At 55.9% G+C, this 12777-nt stretch carries 13 protein-coding genes; 8 read left to right on the forward strand and 5 right to left on the reverse strand.

What is annotated here, in order from left to right; all coding sequences use genetic code 11:
• Positions 1-17: 17 nt before the first annotated feature.
• The 8 genes from gap (at position 18) to KGZ66_04195 (ending at position 9003) form a co-directional block, all read left to right on the forward strand.
• On the forward strand, positions 18-1019 hold the full coding sequence (gene gap, locus KGZ66_04160; protein ID MBS3984786.1) for a type I glyceraldehyde-3-phosphate dehydrogenase: 1002 nt from the start codon (positions 18-20) through the stop codon (positions 1017-1019).
• Between the two features lie 11 nt (positions 1020-1030).
• On the forward strand, positions 1031-2230 hold the full coding sequence (locus KGZ66_04165) for a phosphoglycerate kinase (protein MBS3984787.1): 1200 nt from the start codon (positions 1031-1033) through the stop codon (positions 2228-2230).
• The gene (gene tpiA / locus KGZ66_04170) at positions 2214-3002 is read left to right on the forward strand and encodes a triose-phosphate isomerase (protein ID MBS3984788.1); all 789 of its coding nucleotides are present in this window, start codon (positions 2214-2216) and stop codon (positions 3000-3002) included. The genes KGZ66_04165 and tpiA overlap by 17 nt, the downstream gene beginning before the upstream one ends.
• Positions 2987-4513 (forward strand): 2,3-bisphosphoglycerate-independent phosphoglycerate mutase, encoded by a 1527-nt coding sequence (gpmI, locus tag KGZ66_04175; protein MBS3984789.1) that lies wholly within the window; start codon positions 2987-2989, stop codon positions 4511-4513. The genes tpiA and gpmI overlap by 16 nt, the downstream gene beginning before the upstream one ends.
• A complete protein-coding gene (gene eno, locus KGZ66_04180; GenBank protein ID MBS3984790.1) occupies positions 4510-5793 on the forward strand; it encodes a phosphopyruvate hydratase in 1284 nt (427 codons plus the stop codon). Before gpmI ends, eno begins: the two co-directional genes overlap by 4 nt.
• 137 nt (positions 5794-5930) lie before the next feature.
• A complete protein-coding gene (secG, locus tag KGZ66_04185; GenBank protein ID MBS3984791.1) occupies positions 5931-6152 on the forward strand; it encodes a preprotein translocase subunit SecG in 222 nt (73 codons plus the stop codon).
• 109 nt (positions 6153-6261) lie between these two features.
• The gene (locus KGZ66_04190) at positions 6262-8259 is read left to right on the forward strand and encodes a sodium-translocating pyrophosphatase (protein MBS3984792.1); all 1998 of its coding nucleotides are present in this window, start codon (positions 6262-6264) and stop codon (positions 8257-8259) included.
• Positions 8260-8451: 192 nt separating this feature from the next.
• The gene (locus KGZ66_04195) at positions 8452-9003 is read left to right on the forward strand and encodes an HDIG domain-containing protein (protein ID MBS3984793.1); all 552 of its coding nucleotides are present in this window, start codon (positions 8452-8454) and stop codon (positions 9001-9003) included.
• 42 nt (positions 9004-9045) lie between these two features.
• Here the strand turns inward: KGZ66_04195 and KGZ66_04200 are convergent, their stop codons facing one another.
• From KGZ66_04200 to KGZ66_04220, 5 genes are all read right to left on the reverse strand, one after another.
• Entirely contained in the window at positions 9046-10143 is a 1098-nt protein-coding gene (locus tag KGZ66_04200) for a hypothetical protein (GenBank protein ID MBS3984794.1), read from the reverse strand.
• A gap of 153 nt (positions 10144-10296) precedes the next feature.
• Entirely contained in the window at positions 10297-10707 is a 411-nt protein-coding gene (locus tag KGZ66_04205; protein ID MBS3984795.1) for a hypothetical protein, read from the reverse strand.
• 79 nt (positions 10708-10786) lie between these two features.
• Positions 10787-11695 (reverse strand): hypothetical protein, encoded by a 909-nt coding sequence (locus tag KGZ66_04210; GenBank protein ID MBS3984796.1) that lies wholly within the window; start codon positions 11693-11695, stop codon positions 10787-10789.
• A 445-nt stretch (positions 11696-12140) separates the two neighbouring features.
• On the reverse strand, positions 12141-12443 hold the full coding sequence (locus tag KGZ66_04215; GenBank protein ID MBS3984797.1) for a hypothetical protein: 303 nt from the start codon (positions 12441-12443) through the stop codon (positions 12141-12143).
• 79 nt (positions 12444-12522) lie between these two features.
• Positions 12523-12777, reverse strand: a 255-nt coding sequence (locus tag KGZ66_04220; GenBank protein MBS3984798.1) for a hypothetical protein, incomplete at its 5' end; no start/stop codon positions are given.

Below are 12777 nucleotides of genomic sequence, written 5' to 3' on the forward strand. Positions count from 1 at the left end.
TCAGAGGAGGATGTTACATGAGAATCGCAATCAATGGTTTTGGACGCATCGGACGACAAGTATTTCGTATTGCCCATAAACGTGAGGATCTGACGATTGTAGCTATTAACGACCTTGCCCCTCCTAAAGCGCTGGCGCATCTTCTGCAGTATGACTCCAACTACGGGCGTTTTGACGCTAAGGTCGAAGTTACGGCCGAGGGCTTTAGCGTAGACGGCAAAGTTATTCGCGTCACGGCAGAGAAGGACCCAACCCGCTTGCCTTGGCGCGAGCTAGAAGTTGACGTCGTCGTTGAATGCACAGGGAAGTTTAAGGAACGCGATACCGCGGGCAAGCACCTGCAGGCAGGGGCCAAGAAGGTACTTATCAGCTCTCCGGCTACAGGCGAGGACATCACCATAGTGCTTGGCTGCAATGATGACAAGTACAGCCATGCCGACCACCACATAATCTCGAACGCTTCCTGCACCACCAACGGCTTAGGACCGATGGCTAAAGTGCTGCATCAGGAGTTTGGCATCGTCAAGGGCTTAATGAACACGGTGCATGCCTTTACCAACGACCAGAGCATTCTCGACCAAGTCCACTCGGATTTGCGCCGCGCCCGCACTGCCGGGCAGTCGATTATTCCTTCGAGCACGGGTGCCGCCAAAGCCATCGGCTTAGTGCTGCCGGAGCTTAAGGGCAAGCTTAACGGTTTCGCCTTGCGCGTGCCCACAACTACCGTGTCTATCGTCGACCTAACCGTAGAAGTCTCCAAGCCGACGACCAAAGAGGCCGTGAACGCCGCGTTTTGCCGGGCGGCAGCAGGCCCCTTGGCCGGAATCCTCGGCGTCAGCGACGAGCCGTTAGTTTCGGTTGACTATTTGGGAGATACTCGTTCGTCGATTGTCGACCTCGAACTTACACAGGTAATTGGCGATACTCTCGTCAAGGTCTGCAGCTGGTACGACAACGAGTGGGGATACTCCTGCCGCATGGTTGATGTGCTGTCGCTTATCGCTAAGCACATGCAGTAGGAAGACTTGCGATGGAAAAACTTACGTTAAAAGATATCGAGGTTAGCAACAAGTGTGTATTTGTGCGGGTCGACTTTAACGTGCCGCTTGATGACAGCGGCGCGGTTACCGACGACACTCGCATTCGGGCTGCTTTACCCACCATTCGTTACTTGCGCGAGCAGTCGGCGAAAGTGATTTTGGCAAGCCACCTCGGGCGCCCGAAGGGCGGGTTCGAGGCTCGCTACAGCACAGCGCCGGCGGCGCGTAGGCTCGCGGAGTTGCTCGGGGTTGATGTCCCGGTTTTGCCCGACTGCATCGGGCCGGAAGTAGAAGCGCGCGTCGCCGCCATGAACCCCGGCGATGTAGTGATGCTGGAAAACCTGCGCTTTCATGTGGCAGAAGAAAAGAACGGCGCGGAGTTTGCGCAGGCCTTAGCGCGCTTAGGCGAAGTGTATGTCAATGACGCCTTTGGCGCTGCTCACCGCGCCCACGCCTCCGTCTCCGGCGTGCCTGCGCTCCTTACGCCCGCTGCAGCAGGCTTTCTGATGAGCAAAGAACTAGACTTTCTCGGCGGTGCGCTCGAGAGCCCGCGGCGGCCTTTTGTGGCGATTCTAGGCGGCGCTAAAGTCTCGGACAAAATTAAGGTCATCGAAGCGTTGCTTAGGCGCGCCGATAGCCTAATTATCGGCGGCGGCATGGCCAACACCTTCCTTAAGGCGCGGGGCGTCGATGTAGGCAAGTCGCTCTATGAGCCGACGCAAGTAGAGCTAGCCGCCGAACTGCTTGACCTAGCCGAGCGCAGCAAGGTAGCCGTGCACCTGCCAAGCGACGTCGTGGTCGCGTCAGACATTAACGCCGAAGAGGGCGAGATAGTGGGCCTCGCGGACATTCCAAAAGATGCGGCCATCGTCGACATAGGCCCCGCTACAGGCGAGAGCTTTGCTGCCGTTATCGCCGCGGCAAGACTCGTGCTGTGGAACGGTCCCATGGGCGTGTTTGAGAACCCGGTCTTTGCCGTGGGCACGTTTGGTATTGCCGAGGCCTTAGCGGCTTCACAGGCAGTCACCATTGTAGGCGGCGGGGACAGTGTCGCGGCCGTCGAGCAGTCCGGCTTAGCCGCGCGCATGACACATATGTCGACCGGAGGCGGGGCTTCCCTCGAGTTTCTGGAAGGGAAGGTATTGCCGGGTGTAGCCGCGCTGACCGATAAATATGGAAAAAGTGAGTAGGGTAGCCACGCCCTTAGTTATTGGCAATTGGAAGATGAACGGCATGCTCGCCGCGAGCGGCAAGCTGACTCGCGAGTTAGTAGCGCTGCTTGCCGAACATGCGACGTGCGAAGTCGTCGTCTGCCCACCGTTTACGGCCCTGCTGTCGGTGGCCGGAGTTCTCAGTGCTGCAAAGATTCGCCTCGGCGCGCAAAACGGCTATCCCGCCGAAAAAGGCGCCTTTACCGGTGAAGTTTCGATGCCGATGCTGCGCGACCTAGGCTGCGACTACGTTCTCGTAGGCCACTCCGAACGCCGGCAACATCTAGGGGAGGATGACGGATTTATTGCGCGCAAAGTTCGGGCAGCGGTAGAGAGCGGTCTTACCCCCGTGCTCTGTGTCGGTGAAAGCCGCGCAGTGCGTGCGGCAGGAGAGAGCGAGCGTCATGTGCTAAGGCAAATCGAACTGGGCTTAGAGCTACTGCCGAGCGAGGCGAGCTTTGTCGTGGCCTACGAGCCGGTTTGGGCTATCGGTACCTCTCTTGCGGCCAGCGCACAGGACGCGAGCGCTGTGCTTGCGGCAGTGAAGGCGTGGTTATGCAAAGAGCGCGGCATCCGCGAGCAGGCTTTTAGGCTACTTTACGGCGGCAGTGTCACGCCGGAAAACATCGCGGAGTTCACCGCCCAAAGCGAAATAGACGGGGCCTTAGTCGGCGGTGCGAGCCTAAGCGCAGAAACTTTTGCGGCCGTGGTAGTCGGCGCCGCGCGGGGGTATTTATGTACAAGCAAGTAGCCCTCGTGATTCTAGACGGCTGGGGATTAAGCTCCGATCCACACGGCAATGCTGTATACGGCAATATGCCTGCGCTTACAGAGTTGCTGCTCTGTTATCCTACGGCACGCCTCGCCTGCTCCGGTAAGGCGGTAGGCCTGCTCGACGGGCAAATGGGGGACAGCAATGTCGGGCACCTAAATATCGGCGCCGGTCGCGTGGTGTATCAAGACTTGGTGCGCATTCAAACTGCGCTTAGTCAGGGAGAGCTGCGAGGTCACCCCGAGTGGGTTAAGCTCATAGGCGACCTAGAGAGTCGGGGCGGCAGGCTACACTTGTTTGGCCTGTTGTCCGACGGCGGAGTGCACAGCCATGTCGACCACCTAAAGGCCGTGCTTAAGGAGTGCAAGCTCGCCTCACTGGAAGTTTATCTGCACCTGCAACTAGACGGGCGCGATGTGTCGCCAACTTCCGGCGCATCGTTTCTCTCTGATCTAGAGCGCTTTATCGCCGAGTTAGGGTGCGGGAGAATAGCCACAGTGATGGGGCGCTACTACGGCATGGATCGTGACAAACGCTGGGAGCGCACCGCACTTGCCTACAGAGCCCTGACCGAAGGGGCAGGCGAGCAGGTGGCTTTGGCCAGCAGCGCCGTGGAAGCAAAGTATGAAGCCGGCGTAACTGACGAATTTGTTCCACCGCTTGTATTAGCCGAACATGTGCCACAAGGCAATCTCCGTGACGGAGACGGCGTGCTGTTCTTTAACTTTCGCTCTGACCGCATGCGGCAAATCGTGCAAAGCGTTGGTGGCGGTGAAGTGGGCTTTGACCGGGCTGTACAGCCTAAGGTTGACGTTTTGACGTTTACACGCTACCAAGAGGACTTCGCCTACCCATACCTGTTTGCGCCGCAGGACTTGACTTCGACTCTAGGTGAGGTAGTGAGCAGCGCGGGGCTAAAGCAGCTCAGGATGGCCGAGACCGAAAAATACGCCCATGTAACGTTCTTCCTTAATGGCGGTACCGAGGCGCCCTACCCGGGCGAGGACCGCGTCTTAATACCGTCGCCCAAAGTCGCGACTTACGACCTGGCTCCGGCCATGAGCGCACCGCTGTTAGCCGATGCTTTTGTGGAGAAAATTAAAGAGGGATACCACCTACTGGTTCTTAACTTTGCCAACCTCGATATGGTCGGACACACCGGTGTGTTCGAGGCTGCCAGCGCCGCGGCGCGAACCGTCGACGCAGCGCTCGCGCGAGTCGTCGCGGCAGTTTTGGCGGAGGGCGGCGCGCTGGTTGTCACGGCCGACCACGGCAATGCCGAATGCATGCTCGACGAGGGCGGACAACCGCTTACCGCGCATACGCTTAACGATGTAGGATGTGTAATCGTGGCGCCGCAGCACGATGTTAGACTGCGCGAAAGAGGCAGCTTGGCAGACATTGCGCCGACGGTGCTGGAGTTACTTGGCGTAGCGCAACCGGAAGCCATGAAAGGTAAGTCCTTAATTGAAGGAGGTCTGGTTAAATGAGCATTATCGCAGAAATCCTAGCGCGAGAGGTGCTAGATTCGCGCGGCAACCCGACGGTAGAAGCCGAAGTGGTTTTAGAAAACGGCATTGTAGGGCGGGCTATCGCGCCGTCGGGCGCATCAACCGGGCAGTTTGAAGCCGTAGAACTAAGAGACGGCGACAAGACTCGTTTCTTAGGACAGGGAGTCACCCGCGCGGTCGACCATGTAAACGGTGAAATTGCGCAAGCTCTAATTGGCATGAGTGCGCTCAACCAACCCGGTATTGACGAAACACTCATCGAGCTTGACGGCACACCTAACAAAGGCAGGCTAGGGGCTAATGCCATGTTGGCGGTTTCCTTGGCTGTGGCTAAGGCCGCGGCGGCGGACGCCGGTTTGTCGTTATTCCAATATTTGGGTGGAGTCAACGCCCGCGTTCTGCCGGTGCCTATGCTAAACGTGATCAACGGCGGTAAGCACGCCGACAACAACGTCGACATTCAGGAGTTTATGGTCATGCCCATCGGCGCCGCGAGCTTTAGCGAAGCACTGCGCATGGGAGCCGAGGTGTTCCATCATCTTAAGAAAGTGCTCAAGCAACGGGGCTATAGCACGGCGGTAGGCGACGAGGGCGGTTTCGCACCGCACTTAGGGTCTAACGAAGACGCTCTGGCGTTGCTGGTTGAGGCGATTAAGGCGGCGGGGTACGTGCCGGGACAGGACCTAGCCATTGCGCTTGACGCGGCTGCCACCGAGTTCCACAAAGGCGACCGCTATGTCATGGAAGGCGGAAAGTACGTCAAATCGGCAGCTGAGATGGTGGAATGGTACGCATCCCTAGTTGACAAGTACCCAATTATCTCGATTGAGGACGGCATGGCCGAAGAGGACTGGGACGGCTGGAAGCTGCTTAGGCAGCGGCTCGGCGACAAAGTGCAAATCGTGGGCGACGACCTTTTGGTGACGAATACCGAGCGGATCGCCCGCGCCATTAAGGAACGCGCCGTAAACTCCGTCCTGATTAAACTCAACCAAATCGGTACCCTGTCGGAGACGCTAGACGCCATTGAAATGGCCAAGCGCGCCGGCTGGACGGCGATAATCTCGCACCGGAGCGGCGAAACCGAAGACACCACGATTGCCGATTTAGCCGTGGCTACTAATGCCGGGCAAATTAAGACCGGCGCTCCCTCGCGCTCAGACCGCGTAGCTAAGTACAATCAGCTATTGCGCATCGAGGAAGAACTCGGCTCTATCGCGATGTACCCAGGGAAGGACGCGTTTTATAATTTGGCGTAGCTTCCAGCCGCCAGCCGTTGGGCGTGTCGCTTGTCGCTTGTCCCTTGTCGCTTGGGGAAGAGGGGCTGCGCCCAGTTGTCAACGCTAGCCCGCTATGCTAAAATCAGTGGAGTTCACGCGAGGGGAGGTAGGGCATAATGCTCACGGCTTTAAAGATTGTCCAAGCCTTAGTGGCTATAGGGGTAATCCTTTCAATCGTTATGCAGAGCGGTCGTGCCGCAGGGCTTGGAGCTATTGCCGGAGGCGCGGAGGCATTGTTTGGGCGCAAAAAGAACATGGACGCCTTTTTCAGCAAGCTGACGATTGGCCTAGGCATCGCCTTTATGGCTTTGTCTCTCGCTGTTGCCGTTTTGCAGTAGCGTCAAAACGATATCAGCCCTACTCCTAATAGTTCGAAAGTTAGGGGCAGATTCACCGGCAAGGTGTATCCGCCCCTTCTCAAAGTAGTAGATTAAGGGGGACGTAATTTTGGCGGACACACTATTATGGCTGTCGCCCGCGGCGGGGCTCTTAGCACTTCTGTTTGCTTTATACCTGACTAACTACGTCACACAACAGGACGCCGGCACTCCGCGCATGAAAGAAATCGCCGCCGCCATCTACGAAGGCGCGATGGCATTTTTACGCCGTGAATATAAGGCGCTCGCCATTTTTGTAGCTGCGTTGTTTGTCATCATTATACTGGCTATCGACGTGTGGACGGCCATCTCTTTTGTGTTTGGCGCACTAAGTTCTGTCCTGGCCGGCTTTATCGGCATGACGGTTGCTACCCGCGCTAACGTGCGCACGGCAGCGGCCGCACGTTTTGGCACCAACAAAGCCTTAGCCATTGCCTTCTCAGGCGGCGCCGTTATGGGCATGTCGGTCGTAGGGCTCGGGCTGTTTGGCGTCAGCACTTCGTACATTGCGTTTCGCGCTATCAGCGGCGTGACCGACCTTACTATCTTAGTCGGCATGATTAACGGCTTCGCGCTAGGTGCGAGCTCCATTGCCTTGTTCGCGCGCGTCGGCGGCGGTATCTACACTAAGGCCGCAGACGTCGGTGCCGACTTGGTAGGCAAAGTAGAGGCCGGCATTCCAGAGGACGACCCGCGCAACCCCGCCGTTATTGCCGATAACGTCGGCGACAACGTCGGCGACGTGGCCGGTATGGGCGCAGACCTGTTTGAATCCTACGTAGGTTCCATTGTAGCCGCGATGGCCATTGGCGCTGTCGCCGCCGAGAATGCATGGGCGGCCGTAATCTTGCCGCTTGGTGTGGCTGCCATCGGCATCGTAGCTTCTATAATTGGTACGCGCTTTGTCTCCGCCAAAGAGGGCGCTAACGTGCAAAAGGCACTTTCAAACGGCACCTATGCCGCGGGCGCGCTTACCATAGCCGGTGCCTTCGCGCTTGTACAGGCACTCGGCTTAGACCTCGGGGTGTTCTACTCTATCGTTGCGGGCCTAGTGGCAGGCGTGGGCATCGGCCAAATCACCGAGTACTACACTTCCGGCGATAAGCCACCCGTCCAAAGCATTGCCGCCGCGTCACAGACCGGCCCGGCGACGAACATCATTACCGGCCTCGCCGTTGGCATGATGAGTACCGCCCTCCCGATTATCGCTATTGTAGGTGCCATTTTTGTTTCCGTGTACTTTGCCGGGCTCTACGGCATAGCTATTGCCGCCGTGGGCATGCTGGCTACCACCGGCATTATTGTCGCTGTTGACGCTTACGGCCCAATCGCCGACAACGCCGGCGGCATTGCCGAAATGGCCCACCTAGATAAAGCCGTGCGCAAGATTACGGACAAGCTAGACGCCGTAGGCAATACGACAGCTGCTATCGGCAAGGGATTTGCTATTGGTTCTGCCGCGCTGACCGCATTGGCCTTGTTCTCGGCCTATGCTACGGCTGTTGGCCTTACAGTAATTGATCTACTTAACCCTAGGGTTATCATCGGGCTGTTTATCGGCGGCATGTTGCCGTTCCTCTTCTCGGCCTTGACGATGCAGGCCGTTGGCAAGGCGGCTTTCCAAATGATTGGCGAAGTGCGCCGCCAGTTCAAAGAAATTAAAGGTCTTATGGAAGGCAAGGCCCGCCCTGACTACGCTCGCTGCGTAGACATCAGCACCGGCGCAGCGCTACGCGAAATGATTGTGCCCGGCCTCTTAGCCGTAGTCGTGCCGATAGTCGTCGGCCTGATTCTCGGCAAGGAAGCTTTAGGCGGCCTCTTGGCCGGTTCGGTAGTGACCGGTTTCCTAATGGCCGTAATGATGTCTAACGCCGGCGGCGCCTGGGACAACGCCAAGAAGTACATCGAGGGCGGCGAGTACGGCGGCAAGGGGACCACGACGCATCAAGCTGCCGTCGTCGGCGACACCGTAGGCGACCCCTTCAAAGATACCTCCGGCCCCTCAATTAACATCCTGATTAAGCTTATGGCCATCGTGGCTTTGGTATTTGCGCCGATTTTTGTGTAGTTGACAGGCGCAAGGGATTGTCGCTTGAGGAATCGTGAATCATGAATCGTGAATCATGAACTGCGAGATTGCGGTATTTCTACCAGGAGCCAGCAGCTAGGAGCCGGTAGTCCCCTCGTCCTCCACGAAGTGCTAAGTGCAAAGTGCGAAGTGCGCTCTACTAGGAATCAGCCGCAAGCGAAAGGAGATCCCATGCAACGTACCGATGCCCTAGAGCTTGTCAGGCAGCACGTGAAGAACAAGAACCTTATTAAGCACATGGTGGCAGTGGAAGTCGTCATGGGTGCTTTGGCGCGACGCTTAGTCGAGAACGACGCCCTTTGGCGGCTGACCGGCTTGCTGCACGATATCGACTACGACCAAACGGCCGAGAAGCCCGCAGAGCACAGCAAGCTCGGGGCGCAGATGTTAGCGGAGCTACAGCTCCCGGCTGAACTGGTTCAGGCAGTGCTGGTGCATAACGAGGCGCACGGAATCCCGCGCAGCACTAGGCTCGACAAAGCGCTCTACTGCAGCGACCCCGTGACTGGGCTTATTGTGGCCGGTGCGCTGATACATCCCAGCAAAAAAATAGCTAACATCGACCCGGACTTTATCCTAAACCGCTACGGCGAGAAGAGCTTTGCCCGCGGGGCTGACCGAGAGGCCATCGCCTCCTGCGAGGAACTCGGGTTAACCCTGCGAGAGTTTGTCACCCTCGCCCTTGCGGCTATGCAGGATTCGGCGACCGAGTTAGGACTATAGCGTTAAAAACAGGGGTGTTGCGAAGTATCGCAACACCCTTTTCTATTTGATTAACCAAGTGTCCCCGTGCCGAACGAACTCGATGATAGATGTTTTGTCGGGGGAATCCCATACGGATGGTATGCGCAGTTTGACTCTCACAAAATCCTTGCGTGATTCTAAGACAACCAGCCTATAAAGGTCCATGCGGTACGCCGATCCCATTTCTCCCGGAGAAACAAACAGCCTCCCATTTATGCTTACATATCGGTCAAGCTTTAAGTATTCTTCGGCTCGTTCAGGGACGAAGGTGCTGCGGATGTATTCCTCGAAATCGGCGTAAGTCGGAAACCTCACATCAGCTACTCGGTGGTACGTGTACCCGTTGTACTCTGCTGTCTCACCGCTCTCCATTAATGTCCCCGTCCAGTGCCAGCTATCTATGGCAGTAGAACGGGCGACTAGATACACAAGGGCGTGGGTTAGCGGTGGCATCGGTGGAGTCACGTCTGCAGCGCTCCGGCGATACACAATCTCCCCTGTCTCCCAATCGCGCATAAGCACAATTTCACCATGCCTGATATAGGCAACTTCGTTTTTTCGCACCGCTTCCCCGTGTCCCCCGGTGGTTTCGTACTCAACTCGCAACACCCAATACCATTCGTTTTGGTACTCGTACGGACGAGATGACACCCGCCAATCGATAGGTTTGACATCACGTGCACCGAGCGTGCGCTCCACATACCTCTCTAAGATTTGACGCACTAATGGGTACAGCACATAATCGGGAAAGGGGCCAACGATGTCGGCAACCGCCTGCCAAGCTGCAAGGCGCTCCCTAAAAAAGCTTAGCTCCTCAGGGGTGAGTAATAGCTCCGCCCATTCTAAGGCCAGAGCAGCTTCCTCTAGCTTAGAATCATACATGCTAGTGACAGCCTGCGCCCTAAATTCCCTTCCCACCTCGGCAACTTCTTGCGCTTGATCCGCCCAGAGACGAGCTATACGTGGGTCTCTGGGTGACAGCTCTGCCGCCTCTTCCGCCTGTTGAACGAGCGCGCTAACCTCTGCCCGAACCGAATTAAGACGGTAATAGTAGAAAATACCTACGGAAAATGCAGCTAGCACAGCCAGTAACATTGCTTTGGCATATTTTCGGGACACTATTTGCGATACAGCTCCCTTTCCTTGAAGTAGACGTAATGCCCGTCTCTGCACAACACAACGCGACAACATGCTTTCGCCGCATGTCTACCCGCCATCCTCGCGAAGTTTGGATTGCCCGAGCTCCAAAGGCGCATTCACGCCCAAGGCGAATTAGCGAAGGGCAGGCACAAGGAACGCGTAGAGCTGTAACCCAAGTGAGACGTAGAGGACAGCCCAAGCCCACCCAAGCCACAAAGAAACCAGCCCGACACGCCCTTTGTCTCCCGACATGAGCGATGTTGCACCATCAAATATTGCGAAAAATACTGCGAACAGCAGGCCTCCGGCAATCATGTACGCATATAACAACACATGGTTTGCGACCCAGTTGTTTCGAATGCTGTTTACAGTGAGTACGGTAGCTCCCAGTGTGCCGAACACAAATGGCATGAAGAGAATGGCAAAGCGTGAAAATATCACGCGCAGCCACTTGTTAGGCTCTGCCATTCCTCCATGCTGACTAGCAAGTGCTGCGAATGCATCAACAATGTCGTGGGACAGAGGGAATGCTAACACCGCCATAATTGGCGTTGTCCAAGCCACTAGCGTCAGTAACCCATCAATCATAGGCAGTTTAGTTGGCCCCCTTTTGTGTAATGGTCTATGGGCGAGTCACGGCTCCAGTAAAGATGTTAAGGTTGCCAGCATCGTAATCGTAATTGACCCAAAATCCAGCCCAATTTATAGACACATCAAAACCGCCGAGTATGCTCCAGCCCGGGGTCAGCGCGAGTATTGAGGCCCGATGGCCATAGGATACAAAAAGGTTAATAGAGTCTTCCGGTCCTGGGTCAAACACCCTAATTCGAGCACTTCCGTCAAGGGCCCTGCACCATAGTCCTCTGATTCCCTTTCGCATGTCGATGACAAACTCTGCCGAGTTAATGTCTGTCCCAGGATGGTTTGCATCGGGGGACGGCAAAACCGTCTCGGTTGCCCAATACCCAAACACCGACTCGTAGTAGTAGTTGACGCTTGCGTAGGTCACTGATGGATTTCTGTCTAACCGAAAACCATGCGACCACCCCAATACTAATCTGTCGTGTAAGCTGCCCCCAGGGACACCGGACCAAGCCCATGACACCCACATGCGTACCCAGCTATTGTTAGCGGGATTTGGTTCATAGTGCCATTCCTGGAATCCTGCCCAAATGAACAACGTAGCGGCTAACGCCCGCATCTGTTCATCGCTACCATCAAAACGACGAAACAAACTGATCTGTTCTTCGGTGTATCTTAGCCTGCGCAAAGTACGAGTGTCCAATTTGGAAAGGGCCCGGAGATGTTGGCCATAGTCTATAGCGCGAGCCGCAATGATTTCCGCTTTGGTGTAGCCTTTAGCCATGAGCTCCTCGTCAGACAGCGACTTGATGTGTTGTAGCACGTCATACTCATTCACTTGTAGTAGTGGGGGCATCGTCGCGCGCTGCGCGAAGGACGTTGCGTAGTTCCCGGCACAACTTAGCAATAGTGTTGCTACCACGATCGCAGATACTAACTTTTTCAACATTTCAATCCTCCTTTATTTTCGAGCAAAACGGCCATATGAACCCCAACAGATGGAGGGCTCAATTGCCATAACTCCCAGCAGACGCAACTATTTGCTGTCGTTCGCAACTACCACTTTCTAGTAGGCGGGGGATGCGTCACTGTTTTCTTTACATCTTGGGCACCTCCCTTCTGCGAGACGACCGTGCGAATGGGGCAATCAACGACGGCCTGTCGATACCCCACTCCTTTTATGTGATTCCTGATGATTTTTGGAGCGGGGTGTCTTCACTTAGACATGTTCGCAGTTACCTTCGCTTAATGAGACACTTGAGGCAACAAAATGCAACGCCTCCGTGGAAATCTTCTTTCTCCCCGCGACTGACGCGAGAGCAGAGGCTGTGACGCACCAGGCAGCCTTGCACGCTAATCGCGCCGCTCCACTAATCGGGCGAGGCTAGCTGAGTTTATTTCCCTTCTGTCGCGACTACATAACACCCGAAGGCTAAGACCGCATATGCAACCCGAGTTAGGACAAAGTTGGCCTGACTCACTATGAGCAGGACGCGAACGTCTGCGATGGTAGACGGGTCTACGGCTAGGAGTTGCAGCAGCCCCACTAGCTGCGTGAGCAGCGTGATAAGGAAAAACAAGAATATGTACTTCGAGATGCTGCTAGCGCTCTTACTAATGTTCTTGTAGCTAAAATACGCACCAAGCGCCATAATCAGTGCTGTCACAAGGGCAACCGGAACCTGTATGTCGAGCATTGTATTCACCTCCAATGTCCCCGCTTGGCTTATAGTCATCCACTCATTGGCAGCCTGTATTGCCGGGCACCGCTCGCCATTACCGCGCCGACGGATTTTGGGGGTGGAATACAAAGTTCATCTCAGCGTCTCCGGGTTCTCTCCTTAGCCTCAGGCCGATGTCCTCCCAGCCTACCACATCGCTAGGCGAACGCATATTGTTATAGCTGACATCCAGCCAACGTAACATTTTGTTGCGTGAAACATCCAACCCCGTGAGCTGGCTTCGGCTAACTTCAAGCCACCTAAGATTTGTGTTGTGTGACACATTCAACGCGGTTAGCTGACTCGTGCC

This window comes from Selenomonadales bacterium (genome assembly GCA_018335585.1).
Classification (GTDB): Bacteria; Bacillota; UBA994; order UBA994; family UBA994; genus UBA994.